This is a genomic window from Echinicola rosea (assembly GCF_005281475.1).
Classification (GTDB): Bacteria; Bacteroidota; Bacteroidia; order Cytophagales; family Cyclobacteriaceae; genus Echinicola; species Echinicola rosea.
In genome coordinates, this window is record NZ_CP040106.1 from 1,665,298 (window position 1) to 1,687,647 (window position 22,350).

21 protein-coding genes are annotated in these 22,350 nt (G+C 44.0%); 17 read left to right on the forward strand and 4 right to left on the reverse strand.

All coding sequences use genetic code 11. From position 1 onward, the window contains the following. Nucleotides 1-441: 441 nt before the first annotated feature. Entirely contained in the window at nt 442-3,381 is a 2,940-nt protein-coding gene (locus tag FDP09_RS06960) for a DEAD/DEAH box helicase (protein WP_137401972.1), read from the forward strand. A 276-nt stretch (nt 3,382-3,657) separates the two neighbouring features. On the opposite strand, the gene FDP09_RS06965 is transcribed toward FDP09_RS06960, so the two are convergent. After that, nucleotides 3,658-3,954, reverse strand: a complete 297-nt coding sequence (locus FDP09_RS06965) for a hypothetical protein (protein ID WP_137401973.1) — start codon at nt 3,952-3,954, stop codon at nt 3,658-3,660. Between the two features lie 203 nt (nt 3,955-4,157). On the opposite strand from FDP09_RS06965, the gene FDP09_RS06970 reads away from it, so the two are divergent. Further along, complete coding sequence (locus tag FDP09_RS06970; RefSeq protein ID WP_137401974.1) at nt 4,158-4,343, forward strand: hypothetical protein; 186 nt, start codon at nt 4,158-4,160, stop codon at nt 4,341-4,343. A 786-nt stretch (nt 4,344-5,129) separates the two neighbouring features. Beyond that, nucleotides 5,130-5,984, forward strand: coding sequence for a formyltetrahydrofolate deformylase (purU, locus tag FDP09_RS06975; RefSeq protein ID WP_137401975.1), 855 nt, complete (start codon nt 5,130-5,132; stop codon nt 5,982-5,984). Between the two features lie 114 nt (nt 5,985-6,098). Here purU and FDP09_RS06980 read toward each other — a convergent pair whose 3' ends face one another. From FDP09_RS06980 to FDP09_RS06990, 3 genes are all read right to left on the reverse strand, one after another. Further along, entirely contained in the window at nt 6,099-6,503 is a 405-nt protein-coding gene (locus FDP09_RS06980; RefSeq protein ID WP_137401976.1) for an META domain-containing protein, read from the reverse strand. A gap of 196 nt (nt 6,504-6,699) precedes the next feature. Further along, complete coding sequence (gene alr, locus FDP09_RS06985; protein ID WP_137401977.1) at nt 6,700-7,854, reverse strand: alanine racemase; 1,155 nt, start codon at nt 7,852-7,854, stop codon at nt 6,700-6,702. Nucleotides 7,855-7,883: 29 nt separating this feature from the next. Further along, nucleotides 7,884-9,017, reverse strand: coding sequence for an amidohydrolase (locus FDP09_RS06990; protein ID WP_137401978.1), 1,134 nt, complete (start codon nt 9,015-9,017; stop codon nt 7,884-7,886). A 226-nt stretch (nt 9,018-9,243) separates the two neighbouring features. Between FDP09_RS06990 and FDP09_RS23730 the strand changes: the two genes are divergently transcribed. From FDP09_RS23730 to FDP09_RS07055, 14 genes are all read left to right on the forward strand, one after another. After that, nucleotides 9,244-9,420 carry a hypothetical protein gene (locus FDP09_RS23730; protein ID WP_187328815.1) on the forward strand — a complete coding sequence of 59 codons (177 nt, stop codon included), beginning with the start codon at nt 9,244-9,246 and terminating at the stop codon, nt 9,418-9,420. Between the two features lie 339 nt (nt 9,421-9,759). Beyond that, nucleotides 9,760-10,224 carry a GbsR/MarR family transcriptional regulator gene (locus FDP09_RS06995; protein WP_137401979.1) on the forward strand — a complete coding sequence of 155 codons (465 nt, stop codon included), beginning with the start codon at nt 9,760-9,762 and terminating at the stop codon, nt 10,222-10,224. Between the two features lie 75 nt (nt 10,225-10,299). Beyond that, entirely contained in the window at nt 10,300-11,670 is a 1,371-nt protein-coding gene (locus tag FDP09_RS07000) for a TolC family protein (RefSeq protein WP_187328816.1), read from the forward strand. A gap of 49 nt (nt 11,671-11,719) precedes the next feature. Then, nucleotides 11,720-12,766, forward strand: a complete 1,047-nt coding sequence (locus FDP09_RS07005; RefSeq protein WP_137401980.1) for an efflux RND transporter periplasmic adaptor subunit — start codon at nt 11,720-11,722, stop codon at nt 12,764-12,766. An 18-nt stretch (nt 12,767-12,784) separates the two neighbouring features. Beyond that, on the forward strand, nt 12,785-15,940 hold the full coding sequence (locus FDP09_RS07010; RefSeq protein ID WP_137401981.1) for an efflux RND transporter permease subunit: 3,156 nt from the start codon (nt 12,785-12,787) through the stop codon (nt 15,938-15,940). Nucleotides 15,941-16,153: 213 nt separating this feature from the next. Next, nucleotides 16,154-16,399, forward strand: a complete 246-nt coding sequence (locus tag FDP09_RS07015) for an acyl carrier protein (RefSeq protein WP_137401982.1) — start codon at nt 16,154-16,156, stop codon at nt 16,397-16,399. 59 nt (nt 16,400-16,458) lie between these two features. Then, nucleotides 16,459-17,238: a lipopolysaccharide kinase InaA family protein gene (locus FDP09_RS07020; protein WP_137401983.1), complete on the forward strand. Its 780-nt coding sequence runs from the start codon at nt 16,459-16,461 to the stop codon at nt 17,236-17,238. A 104-nt stretch (nt 17,239-17,342) separates the two neighbouring features. Continuing rightward, nucleotides 17,343-17,972: a hypothetical protein gene (locus FDP09_RS07025; RefSeq protein WP_137401984.1), complete on the forward strand. Its 630-nt coding sequence runs from the start codon at nt 17,343-17,345 to the stop codon at nt 17,970-17,972. Between the two features lie 12 nt (nt 17,973-17,984). Further along, nucleotides 17,985-18,413: a hypothetical protein gene (locus tag FDP09_RS07030; RefSeq protein ID WP_137401985.1), complete on the forward strand. Its 429-nt coding sequence runs from the start codon at nt 17,985-17,987 to the stop codon at nt 18,411-18,413. Between the two features lie 11 nt (nt 18,414-18,424). After that, complete coding sequence (locus FDP09_RS07035) at nt 18,425-18,856, forward strand: DUF1801 domain-containing protein (RefSeq protein WP_137401986.1); 432 nt, start codon at nt 18,425-18,427, stop codon at nt 18,854-18,856. Between the two features lie 74 nt (nt 18,857-18,930). Continuing rightward, nucleotides 18,931-19,656 carry a class I SAM-dependent methyltransferase gene (locus FDP09_RS07040; RefSeq protein WP_137401987.1) on the forward strand — a complete coding sequence of 242 codons (726 nt, stop codon included), beginning with the start codon at nt 18,931-18,933 and terminating at the stop codon, nt 19,654-19,656. A 195-nt stretch (nt 19,657-19,851) separates the two neighbouring features. Further along, complete coding sequence (locus FDP09_RS07045; RefSeq protein WP_137401988.1) at nt 19,852-20,343, forward strand: hypothetical protein; 492 nt, start codon at nt 19,852-19,854, stop codon at nt 20,341-20,343. A gap of 104 nt (nt 20,344-20,447) precedes the next feature. Further along, entirely contained in the window at nt 20,448-21,110 is a 663-nt protein-coding gene (locus tag FDP09_RS07050) for a pseudouridine synthase (protein WP_187328817.1), read from the forward strand. A gap of 133 nt (nt 21,111-21,243) precedes the next feature. Continuing rightward, nucleotides 21,244-22,215 carry an AAA family ATPase gene (locus FDP09_RS07055; protein ID WP_137401990.1) on the forward strand — a complete coding sequence of 324 codons (972 nt, stop codon included), beginning with the start codon at nt 21,244-21,246 and terminating at the stop codon, nt 22,213-22,215. The last annotated feature ends 135 nt before the right edge of the window (nt 22,216-22,350 follow it).

Consider the following 22,350-nt stretch of genomic DNA (forward strand, 5'->3'; position numbering starts at 1 on the left):
TCTGTTAAAGGCTTTATATAGGGATCAAGCAATATTTCTGGGGCTTTGTGGCATTTTTATTTATCCGTGGATCTACCATTACGAAAACAGGCAATCCCCAACTTTTCGCTTGGTCTTTATATCAGACGTTTACTTAAGATAGGGGTTGTCTTGAAGGAGTTGTTTCGATAAAGCAATTTGGCTTTACCGATGATTTTGAAGGGACTTTTGGACAGCATTTGGGATGAAAAGCATATAATGGCTGAAAAGAGGTCTTTTGACCTAGAAAAAGTTCATTATAGGGGAAGGGGATATAAGTAAACTTAAATTGGTGATAACTGCCTTAATTCATCTCTTTTTTCTATTAAAAGTTGAAATAATTATTTACTTTGCAAGCTAGTATATTTTAAAAATCATACCTCTCCGGGTGGTTTTAGCTCGATAGATTAGCAGAAATAGATTATGAAAGTTTCTCCGGACAAGTCTTTTGAAATTATATATTCTCTTTTTAGTCATGAATATTTAGGGATTCTTTTTGAATCTTTCGTAATACAACATGATGAGAAAGGTAGGCTCTCGTTTGCCTATCAAAATATTGCTACCCAAAATGCCAAGGAGTTTGCTTCAGGTTTGGATAACACAGATTATGAGCTTATCGAGCTGATGGACAGCATGCAGCATGCCGCGATCGTCAAGAAATTTAACACCAAAAAGCTGAAACCAAAGGAGTTTCTCAGAAAAGTCTATGAGACGAATAGTGAGACTACTGCCAATAAGGAAATTCGTAGGCTGATAGAGATCAGGCTGGAAGGAATCCGGGCGAAGATATTGGAACGGATAATAGGGAAGCGGCTTTTTGAAATGGGAAATGATGGCAATCCGATATGGAAGGAGATCCATGTGATGGAAGAAAAAGCTTCCGTGCTGTTTCATTTTAGGAGAAACGAGGATAATACGCATTATTTCCCCACTATTAAACATGATGGTGAAAAATTGGATTGGCAATACAAGGGGGGCTACCTCCTCTGTGAGGAGCCTGCTTGGCTGGTGGTAAACGGAAATTTATACAATTTCGAAAAGGGTGTGGACGGTAAAAAGCTAAAGCCTTTTTTGAACAAGAAATTTATTGTCATCCCGAAAAATGTAGAGCAGTCCTATTATCAGAAATTCATCACACAGCTGGTGGCTTCTTTCGATGTATATGCCAAAGGCTTTGACATTAAGGTACAGCGTAGCCAACCGGAGGCACTGTTGAGTTTGAGCGATTTGCCTGGCGGTAACGGTAGTACGGATCTTTTTGGAAATGCCCAAGAGGCTGCTGAAGAAGACAAAATTGTATTTGACCTGCGTTTTCAGTATGGGGAGTACTCTTTTCGTTCGGAAGAGAAAAAATCCAATAACGTACAGCTGGAACAAAACGGGGATAACTATATTTTCCACAAAGTCATCCGGGACCTGGAAAAGGAGCAGTCCTACGGGGATTATCTGAAAGGCCTAGGACTGCCCGTCCGTACATCCCGTTTTTCGATTGGCAAATCAAAGGCCTTCGACTGGCTAAATTCCAATAGGGAAGCACTGGAGGACATGGGCGTGAGAATCCTTCAAAACCAAAGTTCAAAGGGCAAAAAATATTTTATTGGTAATGCATCCATTAAGGTCGATATCAAAGAAAATATTGATTGGTTTGACGTGGATGCGATCATTAATTTTGGGCCTTATGACGTGCCTTTTGCCCAGATCAGGAAGTTGTTGGTGAAGGGAAAGTCAGAATTTGAATTGCCCAATGGGGAGATAGCTGTTATTCCCGATAGTTGGTTTGTGAATTACTCGGAGATTTTTTCCTTCCTCGAAGCAGGAGAGCAAAAGGATGAAATGATGATGCTCAAAAAGCACCATATTGCCCTTGCCCAAGAACTTCAAAAAGGGAATCTCATTAACCTTACCTTAAGCAGAAAACTTGAAAAACTGAAAGGCTTTTCTGAAATGGAGTCCTATGAGCTTCCAGATACCTTCAGGGGAACTTTGCGTCCATACCAGAAAGCAGGCTATGACTGGTTGAGGTTTTTAAATGAATACAACTTTGGGGGCTGCTTGGCCGATGACATGGGGCTTGGTAAAACCGTCCAAACATTGGCGATGTTGGCCTACGAAAAGAAAAGGACCGAGGGAGCGACCTCGCTGTTGGTCATGCCCACTTCACTAATCTATAACTGGGAAGTGGAGGCGCGTAAGTTTACGCCTGACCTGAAAGTATTGGTATATACCGGATCCCAGCGGATCAAAGACAGCAGTAGGTTTTCCAATTATGATTTGGTCTTAACCTCTTACGGGATCACGAGACTCGATGTGGACATTTTGAAGGATTTTTTCTTTAATTATATTATTCTTGACGAATCCCAAGCTATAAAAAATCCAAACAGTATTATATCCAAAGCGGTGAATCAGCTGGTGTGCAAGCATCGACTTATCCTTACGGGTACTCCGGTCGAAAACGGCACCATGGACCTTTGGTCCCAGATGAATTTTATTAATCAAGGTCTTTTGGGTACTCAGAGTATTTTCAAAAAGCAATTTTTACAGCCAATAGAAAAGAAAAATGACATGGATAAGGCTGCAAAGCTGCATGCCATGATCAAGCCATTCATCCTGAGAAGACTTAAAACTCAAGTGGCTACCGATCTTCCTGAAAAAGTGGTCAATGTCAAATACTCCAATATGACGGCTGAGCAAGAGAAAGCCTATGAGGAGGTAAAGAGCTATTACCGCGAGAAGATCGTCAAAGAGATGAGCATCCCGGGCATGAACCGGCAGGCATTTACCTTACTGAGAGGCTTGACGCAGCTTAGACAGATCGCAAATCACCCGCGGCTGACCGATACCTCGTACACCGGAGATTCAGGTAAAATGGAGGATATTGTGCACATGCTGGATTCTACTGCCAGAGAGGGGCATAAGGTGTTGGTATTTAGTCAGTTTGTGAAACACTTGGCCATCGTGAAGGAGCACTTGGACGAAAGTGGAATTGCTTATTCTTACTTGGATGGGACTACCAAGGACCGTCAAGCAGAGGTCAGGGAATTTCAGGAGAATGATAAGGTGAAAATTTTCTTAATTTCCCTAAAAGCAGGTGGGGTTGGTCTCAACCTGACCAAGGCCGAATACGTGTTCTTGCTGGATCCATGGTGGAATCCAGCGGTGGAAGCCCAAGCCATCGATAGGGCACACCGTATAGGGCAGGAAAATAAGGTGATGATTTACAAGTTTATTACGCACAATACTGTTGAGGAGAAGATCATGGCCCTACAAGAGCGGAAAATGGCCCTTGCCGATGAGCTGATCAGTACGGAGGAAAGCTTTATGAAGAGCCTCGAAAAAGAAGATATTGAGGCATTGCTGGCATAGGGGATTTAAATCTTTAGGGGTGCTTGATACAAGTAGCCGGATGGTATAGTGGCATCTGTCATAATGTAATGCTTGAGAAAGGAATAGCACGGGGCTCTGTCTGATCACAGGCTAGTTTGGAAAACCGTGGGGCTTGCGGTTACGCTCAGCCACACATAACTTTTCTTAAACCCGCATTATGCATTAGCCTATCTATTACGATTCCTAATGCATAAAACGGGCAATGTCGCTTAGTTAAGGCCATTTCCCTGTTTTTACCTGCTAGGAGTTTCTTTTCTATTTGACTTTGGCTGTATGGCTTTGGCCATTTTGGTGGATTTTATCCTTTTCCTTTTTTCCATTGATGAAAAAAGAAAGAAAAAAATCCAGGCCGGTGGTCTGCCTTTTAAAATGGAACATGGATTTACCCTGCGACCGAGATCCGTTCCCCATTTTAATTTCCAGCCGATGGCTACGACCTAAAAGCGAGTGGGTCTCGCTGTTCCACGACGCGAGCCAACTCACTTTCTTAACGGCCTCCACCATCGGCTGGAAAACAGGCATACCAAGGGCCGTCAAAAGGAAGCGATACATTTTTGGGACTTATTAACTGAATTCGCCTTGCAGGTATTGGGCGTTAAGAAATTAAAAAGCGGGTAGGCAAGAAGGCAGGCTTGTTTGACGAAATACTAGCCAAAAAGAATGTTGGCAGCTAAAGAAGGTTTACCTGGCTTTAGACAGGAGGAGTTTACCTGTATGGGGGGTAGGCTTTATTTTAGCCCAATAGCTGCACACCTGTGCGCCGTGGCGTAGCGGCAAGGTTTTTTGGTTACTTTGTGTGTCCTGAAGTTCGGGAAACCGGACATGCTATCCAACTGATGTCGAATAGGGCGTTACAACCCTTGGCACGACGGCTGGGACTGGATCAGGCAGACCAGTCAAATTCCCCTGATGGTGCTGCGCTTTCAAGGCTGTGGTACTGAGCGATCAGAAGGGATGCGTTTCGAAAAGCTGAACGAAAGTGAACCGTTCGATGAAGTGTCGTGAAAAATACTTCCTGTCAAAACCGGGGGCTAGAGTAACTTCCGGGACAAAATAGGCAGCGCAGACTGAGAGTTGGCCTATTGGCAGGCGGCATTAAGGCGGCAGGAGTTCGAAACAGGCGGTTGGATGGAACAGGAGAACCATCCCCTTTGATAGGGATGGGGCGGATCAGTCCGTAGTAGTGTTGAAAGCTCTGGAAACGGAGAAAGAGCGAAGGGACTGAGGCAATCAGTTTTAAATGGTTACACAACCTAAAATTAGGGAAGATGGAGTTGTTTGAAACAAAATCTGGAACATCAGATTTGATTGCCAAGAGCCGTATGACGGGAGACTGTCACGTACGGTTCTGAGAGAGGCTTGGGCATAGGGCCCAGGCCTACTCGACTTTGACCTGAAGCAAAAAAGTAACAAAGGTAAAGAGGTGAAGACCATCTTGGAATTTAGCAGAAAAATAATAGAACCAATATTTCCAAATTCACACTAACTAAACGACATTGATAAAACGGGTTAAACGTTCCCAATGTGTAGTTGGGAACGTGTATAAACGGACCAGAATTTTAGTAATGGTTGCACTCAAAAACACTGGCCCTTAGATGAATAAAGGCCAAAGAAATGAAATAGCCATATTTTCCCGCCACAAAAGTAAAATGTTTCCCTTTACTGGATATCTTAGTGGTGGGAAACGTATTACCCACTAAATAGCAATCATAAATTTTTATCGTTTTATGGAATCCGCAATATTAATCATCCAGTGTAAGGATCAGAAAGGCATCGTCGCTGCTGTGACGCAGTTTTTATATTTTCATAATGGCAATGTACAAGAAGTAGATCAGTACATTGACAGTGAGACAGGGGACTTTTTCATGCGTGCCAAATGGGAACTAGCGCGCTTTGCCATTCAGAAAGACCATATCCATCGGGTGTTTTCAGAGACGGTCGGAGATAAGTTTGAGATGAACTTTACGCTACACTTTAATGAGCCCAAGCCCAGAATGGCCATATTCGTGTCGAAGCTATCCCACTGTTTATTTGATATCGTGTCGAGGTATTATTCTGGCCAGTTTGATGTGGAAATTCCGCTGGTCATTTCTAATCACGAAACTTTAAAACCTGTGGTAGAGGCATTTGATATCCCGTTTTATCATTTGCCCATTAATAAGGAAAACAAACTGGAACAAGAGGACAAACAGCTACAATTACTTAAAGAGCACAATGTCGATTTTATTGTCTTGGCGAGGTATATGCAGATTTTGAGCCCCCGATTTATTGCAGCGTACCCTCACAATATCATTAATATCCATCATTCTTTTTTGCCTGCTTTTGTCGGAGCCAAGCCGTACCATGCTGCACATAAAAGAGGGGTGAAGATAATTGGCGCGACGGGGCACTATGTGACCGAAGAACTGGATGCAGGTCCGATTATCGAACAAGATATCGCCAGGGTCAAGCATCATAACACCATCGAAGAACTGGTGCAGATAGGCCAAGATGTCGAAAAAGTAGTGCTCTCCAAGGCCATCAAATATCATTTGACTAAAAAAGTAATGGTCATGGGGAATAAAACGGTCATATTCAACTGACCTGTTCATCCCCCTTCAGCGGGTCCAGGATTTCAAAATAGATTCCTGGACCCGCTGGGAGATAATGTCTTCATCATAAAAGGATTGGTGAGTTCGAAGTCCTTTTAAGGGAAGTCAATCTACCTGCTCAAATTCTACGGTAATGTTTCCTTCACCATCGTAAAAGACCATTCTATTAGCAGTGGTCGTGTATTTTTTACTCATTTCCAAGGAGCTTAGGTAGGCTGTCTGAACGGTTTTTTCGTCGCAATTTTGCGAGTCAGTATAGAGTGTGGAAAATTTGATTTTTTCTGAATTATAAACTGCTTTTCCCCTGAATTCATCGCATGGAGCCTGGCCATTTACTTTCTGTTCTTTACCAAAATTAAGGGTAAGTTTAGCCAGTTGCTCCTGCGTGGCAGGAGCACCATTAATGGACCTTACTTTCCAAGTATATTGACCAATGTCATCAGAACCGCCACAAGAAAACAAGGAGATTGATAGTAAACCAGCGCAAATTAGCGTTTTGAATAAGTTCATTTTTAATTAAATTTTAACATTAGAAAAAGATGAATGTCCATGTCGTTTGTCAGATTCTCAATGAACTGAACAGTTCATTGAGAATGATACGATAAAACACGATGTTTCCTGTCTTTTTCAATGCAAATACCATACTTAAAAAGGTAGTTATGACAATTATTCATGTTAAAAAATGATAAATGGAAGATTTCTTTTATCAATAGACAATTTTCCGGGGAATATCATTGGGGAGACGTGTAAGGAGTTCATAATTGACTTGCTGCGTGGTTTCGCTAAAAGAGGCTACAGTGATCTCATTGCTTTTTTGCTTGCCGATGATGACGACTTCATCACCTTTTTTGACATCCTTGAGATCGGTGATATCAACAGAGATGGCATTCATTGTTACCGTACCGACCACAGATACCATTTTGCCCTGGATAAGCACTTTGCCCAGATTGCTGAGCATCCTGCTGAATCCATGGCAATAGCCGACAGGAACCAAGGCAATTTTCATTTTGCGATGCGCCATAAAAGTGGTGCCATAACCAACAAAATCCCCCATGCCCACTTCCTTGATGCTCATGATAGAGCTTTTCCAACTGATAAGCCTCTTAAGCGGGTTTTTCTTGTTGGCCGCGAGTTGCTTGAATTTGCTCATATAGGTTTCTTGGCTCGGCCAGAAGCCGTATTGTAAAATTCCGATCCTGACCATGTCCATGATGGTTTCGGGGTAGCTTAGTGAGGCCGCAGAGCAAGCGGTATGATAAATGCCAAATTTAATCCCGTGGCTGTCAAACCAGCTTTTAAAATTCCTATATTGTTTGATTTGATTTTGGACACGGAGGTAGTTGGCGATGCTTTCGGCGCCAGCATAGTGGGTGCATAGTCCCGAAAGCTCCAAGTGAATGCCATGTTCGTAAATAATGTCCGCAAGAAATTCCTTCTCGTTCCATTCAAATCCTGTTCGGTGAAAACCCGTTTCTACTTCCACATGGATTTTGGCAGGGATTTTAAGTTTTCTGGCCACTTTGATAGCGGTCATCAATCGATCAAACTCAAACACAAAAAAACTAATGCCGTTTTTGATGATCCATTCCAAGTCTCGATTGTCCACCATGCCCATGATCATGATTTTACTATCTTTTTGGCTGGCATGATGGATACGATAGGCTTCGTCGGTGCTGAATGCGCTGAAATGCCTAATTCCCACGTCTTCGGCAATGGATACGATATTTTCGATTCCGTGTCCATAGGCATTGCCTTTTACTACGGCAGAGATAATGGTGTCATCCCCCACTTGACTTCGAATGAATTTGATATTTCTGCGATAAGCAGACTTGCTGATCTCTATACGTGAAGTGTGCCTCATTTGTGCGGGTGATTATAAGTGTGTTGGGGTTAACGGTTTAGTTGATTGATGAGTTGACTGAACATGCTGACTCCCGTGGGTAGAATGCTGTCAGGAAAATCAAAGTTGCTATTGTGAAGCTGAGGTTGTGTTTTGCCACTTCCCAGCCCAAAGAACATGGTGGGCGTGTCGATTGAAAATTGCCCGAAGTCTTCTGACCATTTGAAAGGATTGCGGATATGTTTGGTCTTGAGCTTTAATTTTTTGGCAGCTTGGTTGACATATTCCCAGGCGGTCTCGTCATTGGTCGTGCTGGCGAAGGACTCGGTGTAGGAGATTTCTATGTCCAAATGGTGTGATTGGGCAATTATAGTGGCGAGCTCCGTGGCAAAATGGGTAAGCCGCTCCATGGTTTCGTTTTCATAAGTACGCAGGGTGGCACGGACAGTCGCTTCACCGGGAGTGGTACCAAATGCAATTTCACCTAATACTGCATGGATAACGGTGATCAGGCTAAATCCATTCATGCTTTCTGGAAGCGCTTGCAGTCCTGCAATGATTTTGGCCATGGCCAATGCCGGGCTATTGCCATTTTCAGGATGTGCTGCGTGGGACGTTTTGCCCTTGAGGTGGATCACCATACCTTTTGAAGCGGCCGCAAACGGGCCTTTTTTGAGGACAATTTCGTTTTTGGGATAGCCTGGAAGGTTGTGCAAGGCAAAGGCAAAATCTGGTTTGAGCGTTGAAAACTGCTTGTCCTTGATCACCCTTTCGGCGCCCTCACCGGTCTCTTCGGCAGGTTGATAGAGCAGTACCACGCGACCTTTCGAGATAGGCTTTTGGGCAATGTCCATGCCCACGCCAGCCACAATGGCCATATGTCCATCATGACCACAGGAATGGGATTTTCCTGACACTGTACTTTTATGTTTGGAACGGGTTTCTTCTGGAATGGGAAGTGCATCCAGTTCGCACCGGATCATGGTGGTAGGCCCCTTCTTATTGCCTTCATAAATAAAGGCCAGTCCATTGCCTCCTATTTTATCGATGACTTTATCGGGCTTTAATGGCTCAAAAAAATCCTTGATTCGATGGGCCGTGGCAGCTTCGTCATTGGAGAGGTCAGGGTGCTGGTGGAGCTCCTTTCGCAGCTTGATCAGGGTATTGATGTCTTCTTTTTTCATATCTGGAAAAGTTGCTGAATGATTTAAAATAGAATTTTCTTGCCGATTCTTCAAATTATCGACTGGTTTAGATACTAGTCCTTTTCACTAGCAAGCAAAAAGCCTTCCTTAATTTTTTTGACTCGTATTCAATTAGTTAATGGAAAGGTTTGAAAAATAATTTTTTTGGGCGAACTTATTTACCAGTAATATTGCTTGACTATTTTATCCTAAACTATTTCAACCTATGACAGCAGAACAAAAACAAGCCTTGACAGAAGAAATCGAAAAGCTCCAGGGATCATTGACAGGAGATATGTTTCAGGATATGGAGATCCGGGACAAGATCCACAATTTGGAGATGCAACTAAATGGCACCAAGCCTACGGACAGCCATTTTGACTGTGTTGGCTGCGGAAGCTAATAACCGTTGTGTAAATGAGCCTAGAGAAAGCCGGAAAGGACTAGCCTCTCCGGTTTTTCTTTTTTTGGCATCTATCACTGAGTAAGGAATAATAACAGCTAATTGTCGAGCTAAAAACTCAAGGTTTGTGGTTCCACAGTACAGCTGTCGGAATAACCGGATTTTTTACAAAACCCTTGGTGGCTTAGAGCCTTCGTGGCGGCATGAATGATGAATGGAAAACTTACCTTCTTCCAGAAATAGTTGGGGTAAAGCATAAATTTGGTTCTCTTTTTTATGAACTAACAAAACCTTTTGTATCTTTGTGTCGTTAAGTCTTCACAGACAAGAGGAGGGAATATGAAATTATCATCTGAACAACAGGAAGTTATAGAACGAATCGGCGTCTTTTTCGAGCGAAAAGGACACCAGCCGATTTTGGGAAGAATCATGGGGTTGTTATTGGTGTTGGATGATGCTGAGGCCACCTTTGACGAGATTCAGGAGTACCTTTCCGTAAGCAAAAGCGCTGTCAGCAATGCCCTTACGCTGCTCCAGACTCAAAATAAGGTGGAATATACCACGAAGCCTGGAGAAAGGAAACGGTATTTCAGGCTAAAAGTCAGGAACTGGCGAAAGGATATGCAGGATGACATGCAGGGCATCTTCAGAATAAATATGCTCTTAAAAGATGTCATGGCCATGCGGTCGGCCAAGAATATGGAATTTAATAACTGCATTGAAGACTTTCAGCAGTTTATTGAATTTATGCAGGAGGAAATGCCAAAATTGATCGAAAAATATGATCAGCTACATAATCGCTGATATATTTTTTTGTTCAGTAAGTTCTTTTTTTACAGAACAAAGTAATTATTAATGAATTAACTATAATTAATTAAAATGAAAAAACAACTTTGGACCGGACTTATTGCGGTTTTTTTCGTGGGCAACAGCCTCATGGCCCAAGAGCCGATAGCGGATGGAGAAGTACTTACCCTTCAAGAGTCCATCCAGCTGGGGCTGAAGCACAACACGGAAATCAAAAAAGCGCAGTTGGATGAAGATGCTGCTGATCATCAGCGAAAGGAAATCACCGGTACTGGTCTTCCCCAAGTGGACGCCTATGGTGATTACAACAATTTTCTGGACGTATATCCCCAGGCGATTCCCGGAGGAGTACTGGATCCCAATTCAGATCCGAGTGATATCAACGTAATCGCATTTGGTGTCCCTCAAAGCGTAAAGGCAGGGGTACAGGTGAGCCAATTGATTTTCAGCCAATCGTATTTGGTAGGATTGAAGGCGGCCAAGACTTCTGAGGAATTCTATCAGCTCATGACACGAATGACCGAGGAGGATATCATTTACGACGTGGCACTGAATTACTACTCGGTGATTTCCACGGAATTGCAGATGGATAACCTGCAGGCCAACCACGATCAGCTAAAGCGGTTGGAGGAAATCATCCGGTCACAGTACGAGAATGACTTGGCCAGAAAAGTAGATTATAATCGTGTGAAAGTAAACCTGACTACGCTGGAAACCGAAATGGACAATCTTGAGATCGCCATCGAGCAGCGTAAGAATTATTTGAAATTGGTCATGGGGATTCCGGTAAATACGGAGATCGAATTGGCCCCATATGATTTTAGCGATAAGTCATTGCCACTACAGGCACTTCAGATGGATCCTGATCTGGGCCAGCGATACGACCTGAAAGTATTGGAAAAGCAGCAGGAGCTGAATGACCTGAATGTCGATAATATCAAATCAGGATATTACCCGACCCTTTCTGCCTTTGCAGATGTGAATTACAACGCGTTTTCCAGTGAGTTTGATTTTCTGTCCACTGGCCATGTTTGGTACAGGGGAGCATTGGTAGGTTTGAAGCTTTCCGTGCCGATCTTCGATGGTTTTCAGAAGAAACACAAAATTGCCCAGGCAAGAGTGGAAGGTCAAAAGATCAAGTATGACCAGTACATGGCGGAGCAAAATGCAGAAGCCGAATACCTGAATGCTGTAAAGAAACTGAACAACAGTATTAAGAGCCTTAAGGCGCAAGAGTCCAACCTGGAGCTGTCAGAAGATGTCTTCAAGCAGACCGGACAGCTTTATCGAGAGGGACTTTCGCCGCTGACGGATTTGTTGGATGCGGAGACATCACTTCGCCAAGCCAGGTCAAGCTATTACCGGCAGGTCATCAATGTCAAAACCGCCGAAGCGGACCTGTACAAATCTACGGGCCAAATCGAAAAAATCATCAAAAACTAAGTTAGCTAATCCAGGAATCCAATTCCTCAAAACAATATCATCAATAGCCATGAAAAAAGTTATCACACCTTTAATAATTGTAGGCATTGCCGCCGTAATCGGCTTTACGCTATTTAAGAACAAGCAGGAAATGGAGGTCAAGGCCGAGCAGGCCATGAAGACCAGTGAATCTATTCCAGTGAGGACGGAGCGGATCAAAAAGACCCCTCACAAGATTTCCTTTACTTCCAATGGTACTTTCGCGCCGAGCCAAGAGCTGACGCTGAAGGCAGAGGCCAGTGGAAAAGTGCTTAAAATCCATAAAAAGAAAGGGGATTATGTCCGCAAGGGTGATGTGATCGCCAAACTGGATGATGAGCTGATCCAGTCGGAGCTATCCATTTCTGAGGTGAAGCTCAGCCAAAACCGGAAAGACCTAAGCCGCTATGAAAACCTGGCGGGTACAGAGGCGATTACCGAGAAGCAATTGGAGGAAATCCGCAACGCTACCAAAATGGCTGAATCCCAGGTAAAGATGAACAAAAAACGATTGGCCAATACGGTGATCACTGCACCGATTTCGGGTTATATAAACGAAGATTATATTGAGATAGGTACCCTGATGAGCCCAGGGATGAATGTGGTGGATATCGTAAATGTAAAACCACTAAAGCTCGTCGTGGATGTTTCGGAGCTGGAGATTGCCCGGATCAGTGTGGGAGATACAGTAGGTGTAAAAGTAGGGGTATTGCCAGAGAAGGATTTTACCGGAAAGGTAAGTTTTACCAGCCACAAGGGTGATGCATCATTACGCTACGAGGTGGAGATTGCGCTTGACGAAGAGACCGAACAGATCAAGCCTGGGATGTTTGCTTATGCGTCATTTTCCTATCCAGCAGAGGAAGCCATATTGATAGATCGTAAGGCTTTGGTGAACGGTGTAAAAAGCCCAGAGGTATTCGTGGTAGAAAATGGAAAAGCAGTATTGAAAAAAGTGAAGTTGGCACAAGTGGGCGATAATAAGTTGGTATTGCTGGACGGGCTGAAAGAAGGGGAGCAGCTGGTGACTTCCGGTCTGATCAACTTGAAAGATGGTACCGCGGTATCAGAACTTTAATCCGAAAAATCAAGAACTATGCAGATTACGAAAATATCCATAAAGCGGTCCACCATCGTGGTGGTGCTGTTTACGATTTTGACCTTGCTGGGGATTTTTTCCTATACGCAGATGTCATACGAGCTGTTGCCCAAATTCAGCCCGAATGTGGTCACCGTATCCACGGTATATCCCGGAGCAGCACCTTCGGAGGTGGAAAACTCTGTGACCAGAAAGCTAGAGGATGCCTTGGCTGCCCTAGAGGGCATCGACGTGATGAAATCAACGTCTTTGGAGAGTTTTTCCATTATCACGATCGAACTGGACGATGATGTAAACGTGGACTTGATCCTGCAGGATGCCCAACGGGAAATAGATGCTGTATTGGGAGACTTGCCGGAGGATGTGGATCCCCCGTCTTTGGGCAAGTTCAGCTTGGACGATATGCCCATCATGCAGATGGGTTCTTACGCTAACCTGACCGCGACGGAGTTTTACGACCTGATGGACCAACGTATCCAGCCGATGATTTCACAGATTGACGGGGTGGCACAGGTAAACCTCTTAGGAGGTGCCGAAAGAGAAATCAAGGTGAATTTGGATCAAAATAAGCTGAATACTTATGGGATTTCTCCTTTGCAAGTAAATCAGGCAATTGCCCAGGCCAATTTGGATTTTCCTACGGGAAAGCTGAAAAGTGATGAGGAGCAGATTCTCATCCGTTTGGCAGGGAAATTTAGTAGGGTATCTGAAATTGGCGAGCTGGTCGTTACCTATGCAGATGGTTCGCCGATCAAGGTCAAGGATGTGGCCGAGGTGATCGACTCCAATAAAGACGAAGAAATCCTCAGTAGATTAAATGGAAAAAGTGCCATCGGTGTCAGTATTCAGAAGCAGTCTGATGCGAACGCAGTGGACGTGGCCGAGCGGGTGAATGAAGCTTTGGCCCAATTGGAGACCACCTATGCTGGAGATGACCTACGGTTTGAGATATCGCAGGACAGCTCAGAGTTTACCCTCGAAGCTGCTAATGCAGTGATCCATGATTTGATCATTGCCGTCGTGCTGGTAGCGGTGATTATGCTCTTGTTTTTGCACAGTTTTAGAAACGCCGTCATTGTGATGATTGCCGTTCCGGCTTCTATTATTGCCACGTTTACGGTGATGTATTTGGCAGGGTTTACCCTAAACCTGATGAGCCTGCTGGCCCTTTCACTGGTAGTGGGGATTTTGGTGGATGACGCCATTGTGGTGATCGAAAACATCTACCGGCACATGGAAAAAGGCAAGTCTGCAATCCAGGCTTCCTATGACGGCATTCGTGAAATCGGTGGTACGGTGACGTCCATTACGTTGGTAATTGTGGTGGTATTTGTGCCTTTGGCGATGACGGGAGGTTTGATTTCAGGTATCCTTACACAGTTTAGCATCACGGTGGCGGTGGCCACGATGATGAGTTTGCTGGTGGCCTTTACCCTTATTCCGCTCCTGACTTCACGGTTTTCCAAACTGGAACACCTTAACCCAAACAGTGTGTTTGGAAAGGTCGTCAATGGCTTTGAAGGGTTTTTGGACGGTTTTGTTGCGTGGCTGACAGGGATTTTGAAATGGGCATTTAACCATAAAATCATTACCCTGGTGGTGACCTTCGTATTATTTGTTTCTTCGTTTCTTTTGGTGGGATTTGGTTTTATCGGAAGTGAATTTGTAAGTGAAGGGGATAAAGGGGAGTTTATTGTCCGATTGGAATTGCCCAAATCGGCGACCCTGGAGGAGACCAACTTTACTACGAGAGAGGCAGAAAACTACCTGACCAAGAATTCCCTGGTCAGCAGTGTATTTACGACAGTGGGACAGACTACAGGAGGAATGTCCGGAAGCCAATCCACACCTTATGCGGCTGAGATCACCGTCAAGATGGTCGATGCAGAAAAGCGGAACATTACCGCTCCGGAGTTTGCCAAAGAAATGGAAATCGCCCTAGAGGAGAATATCATCGGTGCAGAATTTACCGCCGTACCAATAGCCATTACCGGGACCGCCAATGATGCCCCGATACAAATTGTCCTTTCAGGACCTGACTTGGATACCCTAAGGAGTTTTTCCAAAAAAGTGCTGGCGGAGGTTGAAAGCGTTTCCGGTACCCGAAAGGCAGAAACTTCACTGGAAGAAGGTAACCCGGAGATTCGTGTGGAAGTGGACCGGGCGAAAATGGCTGACCTTGGCTTAAACATGTCCATGGTAGGTGGTACGATGCAGGTGGCCTTTAATGGCAATACCGACACCAAATACCGCGACGGAGACTATGAGTATGATATCAATATCCGCATGGATGAATTTGACAGAAAATCGGTCGCCGATATTGAAAACCTGGCCTTTGTCAATAATGTAGGGCAGACGGTTTTGCTAAAACAGTTTGCCAGTGCCATCCCTTCTGAGGGTCCCAGTGAGCTAAACCGTCAGGACAGGATTACCGCTGTGACGGTGCAATCCCAAGTGTCCGGCCGGCCTACAGGTACCGTCGGTGCGGAAATCCAAGAGCGGATAGCTAAGCTGGACCTTCCCAAAGAAGTGACCATTGCCTATGAGGGAGATATGAAAATGCAGGAAGAAGGTTTTGGGAGCTTGGGAATTGCCTTGCTGGCTTCCGTGCTCTTGATCTACCTGATCATGGTGGCACTTTATGATAACTACGTCTTTCCACTTGTGGTGATGTTCTCCTTGCCGCTGGCGGTGATAGGTGCCTTACTGGCATTGGCAATGTCCAGTTCTGCACTGAGTATATTCAGTATATTGGGCTTGATCATGCTGATGGGGTTAGTGGCGAAGAACGCGATTTTATTGGTGGATTTTACCAATCAATTGAAAGAGGCTGGTCTGGAAGTGAAAGCCGCCCTGATCAAGGCAGTGGAAATTCGTTTCCGACCGATCCTGATGACCACACTAGCAATGGTGTTTGGTATGCTGCCGATCGCCATGGCCTCAGGAGCAGGTGCTGAGTGGAAGAATGGGCTTGCTTGGGCATTGATCGGTGGATTGATCTCCTCCATGTTCCTGACCATGGTGGTGGTGCCGGTGATCTATTACATCTTTGACCGTATCCTGGCGCGCTTTGGAAGAGACCAGAAAAAAGAAATTGTGATCGAAGAAACTGAGCTTTCGGAGTCTGAATCGGAGGTGGCCGAGTATGTTTAATTATAGTTAGTTGGTGATTGATGATAGTCGGTGTGGCCTGAAGGGATGTACAGCCACCTATACAGGCGGGAAGCTCAGCATTCCCTTGGCCACACCGATATTGATCATTTCACTCAGGGTAAATGATGCGGAAAGTGTCATTTAAGAAAGTGATAAAATTAATGTTGGGACGAAAACATGACTTGTCTCGTCTTAAAAGAAAAGTTAAAAGCCATGAAAACAACAAATTACACCAAACTGAAGACCATCATCGAAGTGATGGGTAAATATGGTATCACGACCGTGTCCAAAGTAAAGCGGTCCGATTTTGTGGAGGATATGGGGTTTGACCAAATTTACCTTAACGGACTGATCTTTGAAGTGGAGGATGCCCTTCACCTGGAGCTTTCCGAGGAAATGGCCCACTCCCTCAAAAGTCCTGAAGAGCTTATTCGGTTCATGATACAACACCAAAATTGATAAAATAAACGTGGAAGGCCCCCCCGTTTTCATTAAAAGGGTGTCCTTCCGGTAAGGCGATGCGAAAACAATTACAGGTAAATAGCAAGTTTGAATTTTTAAGAAACTATTTGGAGGAGATTCCTGATAAATTTAACCAGCGTGGGGAGGTGATCTATGACCTTCGCAATCAAGTGCGAATTGATGAAGTGGACGGTGTGAAATTAGTCATCAAATCCTTCCGAAAGATATACTTGGCCAATAGGTTGATTTATGCATATCTCCGCCCCACCAAGGCTAAAAGGGCCTATGAGTACGGTCGTTTGCTGCAGGAGCGTGGGATCAATACGCCAGAACCTGTGGCCTATATAGACTGCTTGGATAATGGGATGCTGAAGGCGGGGTATTTTGTGTCACTGTACACGGATTACCAACCGCTTTCATCATTTGATGTATCTGATGCAGGTAGGGCAAGGAACTTACTGGACAATTTGGCTCACTTTACCGTCAAGCTCCATCAGAACGGGATTTTTCATGAAGACTATACCCTCAGCAATGTGCTCTATCAGGAACAAAACGGGGTTTTTGACTTCAACTTGATTGACAATAACAGGCTGAAGTTTGCCTCCATCAATGAAAAGCTGGCAGCCAAGAGCCTCAACCGCCTTGGCTTTCAGCCGGAAATGCTGACCTATTTGGTGAGAAGGTATGCGGAGATCAGTGGAATGAATGCGCTGAAAGAATTGAAGCTTTTTTACGATTACAAGTACGAAACCAGCCTGAAGTACCAGACAAAGCATAAACTGAAAGGGCTGAGGAATTTATTATGGCATAGGGAAAAGCTGAAATCCCCCTGTTGAGTGTGATAAAGCCTTCCAATGTTGTGAAAATTGGAAGGCTTTATTTTTTTGGTTCTGATGATGAGACGATTATATCTTATCTTTCGTATAGAGAAATAAAAGCCATGAAATTTCACCTTTTAATATTGACCATTTTTTTGTTTTTTGGGGGAGTGTTGTGGGCGTGCAATGATGAAAAAAATTTTGGTGGGAAGTGCCCTCCTGTGGATCCTTATTTTAAAATTGAAAGTATCCGGTCCTATAATCTTAAAGTAGTAGGTTCCGGTAACAATCCTTGGACGGGTATTCCTGAAGGAGACCAGGTTTACTGGTGGAATTTTTTCATTCGTTTTGCCTTCGATTCGGAATATTTAGCACTTGAAGGTTTTGGTCCCAACAGTAACTTGAAGGCATTGTCATGTTTGCCTGCTGGCTATAAGGGAGATAAAGTAGGGGTTGATACCCTTTACCTGAAAACGCTATCTGATTTTAGCATGGATTATGCTGCAGGAGATACCCTAAACTCCATAATGCTGATGCAAGATTGGACTTTCAGCAGAGACAATTTTGAGGAGTTTTTTTCGATTGGTACATACCTAAAAGAAAATGGTGCGGGGATTAATCGGGAGGTTTTTGAAATGAAGATGACAGAAGGCCCGGCAAAAGCAGGTGAGTATACTTTTGAATTGATTTATGTGCTGAACAATGGAGACGTGTTTAGGCACACCACGGCACCTGTTTTATTGAGGAACTAATTACCAATGGATATGGTACAAAAAGTCGTATTATGGAAAAAGAGACTTGCCATTGGTTGGATAGTTCTACTCGTTTGCTTAGGCTTGACCCCAATGGCCATTGCGCAGGACGTCGTGGAAACACCAACCGTAAAGGATTCCGTTAGCGCTGCAATGGAAGAGGTCGCTGGGGATTATAGGTACATGGACGGTATTTATGATGCTACCATTACCCTGGATGAAAAAGGGATTTTCTGTCTAAACCGTACTACCTGTTTTGGTAGGCTTATAGAAAAGAAGGGCACTTGGAAGCTGATCGATCAGCAAGTATCTTTGACGGATGAAGATGGACAGACAGAAACGACCCGATTTATCCATGCAGAAGGCAAAACGTTATTGATGCGAGGGCCCTATGAGCGGGTAAGGGATTTTAAAAATATGCAAAACCAGACAACCCATTAATATACAATTCCATGAAAGACCTTCAATTAGTTACTGATCCAGCGGTGGAACAGGTTTATAGCAAATATCCAGATCATGTCAAGCCAAAGATGGTCGAGCTGAGAATGCTGGTGAGGGAGACTGCCAGGGAAATGGAAAATGTCGGAAAATTGGAGGAAACGCTGAGGTGGGGAGAGCCCAGCTTTATCACCAAGGTGGGCAGTACTCTGCGGATGGACTGGAAGGCAAAACAGCCAGACCAATATGCGCTATATTTTAAATGCACCAGCAAGTTGGTACCCAGTTTTAAGATGGCTTATCAGGATGTTTTTATGTTTGAGGGGACCAGGGCGATTGTTTTTCAGATGGATGACAGTATTCCTAAAGTGACACTGAAAAAATGTATCGGGGCAGCGCTGACCTATCATAAGGTGAAGCATTTACCCCTGTTGGGACTGGGGTGAAATTGTTTTTTGGGGTTTAAGTGTCTTATATCCGTTTGTATGACCAAAATTATGCTCAAATTAGGAGGTAATCTATGGCAACTACATCAGGAGATTTGTATGACCCGACATTTGTCAAAGGAATGTTTGACAGGATGTCCAACACCTATGGGCTGGCGAACTTGGTCACCTCCTTTGGGTTTACGGCCGTTTGGAGATACCAGTGTATTGCTGCTCTGCCCGTGTCCGAAGCACGGACAGCAGGCTATGACCTGATGTCAGGAATGGGGGAGTCGTGGCCTGCCATTCAGCGCCGTTTTGGAAAGGATGTTAGGATTATGGCAGTAGATATATCTGATGAGATGAATCATAAGGCTAGGCGAAATATTCAAAGGCATGGATATCAGAAAATTAAGTTAAGGCAATTGAATATACTGGACCATGACCTTCCGGAAGAATCCGCAGAATTTATTGTATCTACTTTTGGGCTAAAAACCTTTTCCCTAGTACAGCAAGAGGCTTTGGCCAAGGAGATGGCCAGGCTTTTAAAGCCGGGAGGTGCTTTTTCATTGATTGAGATTTCAGAACCAAGGCCAAGAATACTTAAATGGTTATATATGTTTTACTTAAAAGTGGTCATTCCATGGATTGGAAAGGTTTTTCTAGGGAATAAGGAGGATTACCGTATGCTGGGAAAGTATTGTGAACATTTCAAAAACAGCAGGGACTTTTACCGGTATCTTAAAGCCTATGGCATGGAAGTATCGTACAAATCATATTTTTTTGGATGTGCTACAGGTGTTTATGGAATAAAGCGGTAGTCTTATGTGATAGTATGTTTTTGGTTAAAAACATTTATATACGTAATTTATACCTACATTTTGTGTTAATACCTATGTTATTTATAAAAAATAGAAGTTATAAGGAAATGGGTAGGCTTTTTGCTAACTTAATGGAAACAACGCTGAGGATATCAGTAAAGTAAAATGACATTTTAAACCTAAATTCTATCATATATGAACAACGGATCATTTTTAGTAGCAGTAGCCTTAGTGATAGGGCTAGCTGCTTGTGACGGAAAGAAAACTTCCGAGACTACCACATCTGAAAGCATGGAAAGCCATGAAGCGTCAATGGAAAAGGAAATAGCGTTTACTGTAGCAGAGAAGTATTTTATGAAAAACGATGCGCCAAACTTGGCTGATCCCAAGATAGAGACTGCTAAGGAGTTTGCGAAGTTTTTTGGGTCTGCCACAGTGATGGGAGAAGATGGAAAGCCTACTGCAATCGATTTTCAGACCCAATATGTCATTGCGGTGACCAAATCGGCCACAAATGTGGACACTGAGCTTAGCCCGGTGAGTTTGGTAAGCGATGGAGAGGGAAAATTGACACTTTCTTACAAAGTGGAGAAAGGCGAAACTCAAAGCCATTCTATGAAACCGATTTTGATCGTTATTGTAGGGAAGACTGCTGACGGAGAGGTGACCGTAAGAGAAGTGGATTAAAACATGAAGTGTAGTTTTATACATTGCCCTGGGATAGGTTTATTCCAGGGCTTTTTTTTGTCTTATACCAAAATATCATAAACTTTGTCCATTAACCGATCATTATGCTCCGATATTTTGTGATTTATAAGCCTTTTGGTATTCTGAGCCAGTTTAGCGGAGATGCCAATACCCTCAAGGAACTTGGGGATTTTCCCAAGGATGTCTATCCTGTGGGGAGACTTGACAAAGACAGCGAAGGGCTGCTATTGATCACCAATGACAAGTCGCTTAACCATTACTTGCTCAATCCGCAATTTGGTCATCAGCGTACGTATTTGGCACAGGTGGAAGGGATTCCCGATGAAGTAGCCTTGCGGACTCTTGAAGCCGGGGTGTCCATAAAAGTGGACGGCAAAATGTACAAGACCAAGCCCGCCAAGGCCAAATTAAAAAAAAATGCGCCATTATTACCCGAAAGAGACCCGCCGATTCGTTATCGTAAGACAGTTCCCGATTCTTGGGTGGAGCTGGTGCTCATAGAAGGTAAAAATCGCCAAGTTCGCAAAATGACTGCGGCGGTAAACCATCCGACCCTCCGGTTGGTGCGGTGGTCGATGGAGGAATTGGATATTTCGGGCTTTGAAGTGGGCGAAATCAGGGAGCTGGATCAGGCAGGAATTTATCGGTTGCTGGCCGTAAGCCCAGCTAAGCTGCAGACAAAGGCACAGCCCGGTGGGAGACACCAAAAGCGACCATCACTGCCCAAAAGAAAAAAAGGGCGGTAAAACTTGTGATTTTCAAGGGGTGTTAAATTGTGTTAAAAGGCAATTTATTCTAATTTAGGCTTCTTAATTTAGCAAGATGGCTGTCCGCCAGCGATTTTATTTAACAAAGCAAAACATAAATCAACTCAGAATAATGCATCAGGAAAAGATTCAGGACGCGATCAAGGAGGTCAGAAAAGTGGTAGTGGGACAGGATCGAATGGTCAATCGGCTGTTGATCGGGCTTTTTACCAACGGGCATATTTTATTGGAAGGTGTGCCAGGGTTGGCCAAGACCTTGACGGTGAATACCCTCGCCAAAGTGCTTCACCTCGACTTTAACCGAATCCAATTCACACCCGATTTATTGCCGGCTGACCTTATTGGTACAATGATCTATAACCAGCAAAATGGTGATTTTGAGGTAAAGAAGGGACCGATCTTTTCCAATCTTATCTTGGCCGATGAGGTAAACCGTTCTCCTGCCAAGGTGCAGTCAGCCCTGCTGGAGGCCATGCAAGAGAAGCAAGTGACCATTGGTGAAAACACTTTTCAGCTGGATCGGCCTTTTTTGGTACTGGCCACCCAAAACCCCGTGGATCAGGAAGGTACTTATCCTTTACCGGAAGCCCAAGTGGATCGATTTATGATGAAGGTACATATCGACTATCCGGGGAAGGAGGACGAACTGGAAGTGATGCGCCGAATGGCCAATATGAGCTTTAGTTCAGAAGTGGAACCGATCCTTTCCAAGGAAGATGTTTTTGACATTAGGGACAAGATCAACCAAGTAGAAGTTTCAGAGCCGTTGGAACATTACATTATCGAACTGGTATTTGCTACGCGCTTCCCTGAGCAATATGGCTTGAAGGAAGAAGCGAAATATATTCAGTTTGGGGTATCGCCTCGTGCCAGTATCAATCTTAACCTTGCATCACGGGCGGTGGCCTTTATGAATGGCCGTGACTATGTGCTTCCAGAGGACATCAAAGATGTCGCCGAAGATGTACTCAATCACCGGATTATTCTTAATTATGAGGCTGAAGCGGACAATGTCAACACCAGAGACTTGATCCAGATCATCTTGGATAAGATTCCGATTAACAAATCGGTAACATTGAAATAACCGTCTTGAATATGATATGCAAAGCCTTTGATTCGTCAAAGGCTTTTTTTTTGGTCTTTTGTTAATTCAATATTAAAACGCCTGATCTTTTTTAAAAAATACATAATTGGAAAAATTCCATGGCGAGCAAAAATT

Coding starts and splice junctions, on each gene's coding strand:
- FDP09_RS06960 (WP_137401972.1), top strand. CDS start 442: ATGAAAGTTTCTCCGGACAAGTCTTTTGAAATTATATATTCTCTTTTT.
- FDP09_RS06965 (WP_137401973.1), bottom strand. CDS start 3,954: ATGTATCGCTTCCTTTTGACGGCCCTTGGTATGCCTGTTTTCCAGCCG.
- purU (WP_137401975.1), top strand. CDS start 5,130: ATGGAATCCGCAATATTAATCATCCAGTGTAAGGATCAGAAAGGCATC.
- FDP09_RS06980 (WP_137401976.1), bottom strand. CDS start 6,503: ATGAACTTATTCAAAACGCTAATTTGCGCTGGTTTACTATCAATCTCC.
- alr (WP_137401977.1), bottom strand. CDS start 7,854: ATGAGGCACACTTCACGTATAGAGATCAGCAAGTCTGCTTATCGCAGA.
- FDP09_RS06990 (WP_137401978.1), bottom strand. CDS start 9,017: ATGAAAAAAGAAGACATCAATACCCTGATCAAGCTGCGAAAGGAGCTC.
- FDP09_RS23730 (WP_187328815.1), top strand. CDS start 9,244: ATGACAGCAGAACAAAAACAAGCCTTGACAGAAGAAATCGAAAAGCTC.
- FDP09_RS06995 (WP_137401979.1), top strand. CDS start 9,760: ATGAAATTATCATCTGAACAACAGGAAGTTATAGAACGAATCGGCGTC.
- FDP09_RS07000 (WP_187328816.1), top strand. CDS start 10,300: ATGAAAAAACAACTTTGGACCGGACTTATTGCGGTTTTTTTCGTGGGC.
- FDP09_RS07005 (WP_137401980.1), top strand. CDS start 11,720: ATGAAAAAAGTTATCACACCTTTAATAATTGTAGGCATTGCCGCCGTA.
- FDP09_RS07010 (WP_137401981.1), top strand. CDS start 12,785: ATGCAGATTACGAAAATATCCATAAAGCGGTCCACCATCGTGGTGGTG.
- FDP09_RS07015 (WP_137401982.1), top strand. CDS start 16,154: ATGAAAACAACAAATTACACCAAACTGAAGACCATCATCGAAGTGATG.
- FDP09_RS07020 (WP_137401983.1), top strand. CDS start 16,459: ATGCGAAAACAATTACAGGTAAATAGCAAGTTTGAATTTTTAAGAAAC.
- FDP09_RS07025 (WP_137401984.1), top strand. CDS start 17,343: ATGAAATTTCACCTTTTAATATTGACCATTTTTTTGTTTTTTGGGGGA.
- FDP09_RS07030 (WP_137401985.1), top strand. CDS start 17,985: ATGGTACAAAAAGTCGTATTATGGAAAAAGAGACTTGCCATTGGTTGG.
- FDP09_RS07035 (WP_137401986.1), top strand. CDS start 18,425: ATGAAAGACCTTCAATTAGTTACTGATCCAGCGGTGGAACAGGTTTAT.
- FDP09_RS07040 (WP_137401987.1), top strand. CDS start 18,931: ATGGCAACTACATCAGGAGATTTGTATGACCCGACATTTGTCAAAGGA.
- FDP09_RS07045 (WP_137401988.1), top strand. CDS start 19,852: ATGAACAACGGATCATTTTTAGTAGCAGTAGCCTTAGTGATAGGGCTA.
- FDP09_RS07050 (WP_187328817.1), top strand. CDS start 20,448: ATGCTCCGATATTTTGTGATTTATAAGCCTTTTGGTATTCTGAGCCAG.
- FDP09_RS07055 (WP_137401990.1), top strand. CDS start 21,244: ATGCATCAGGAAAAGATTCAGGACGCGATCAAGGAGGTCAGAAAAGTG.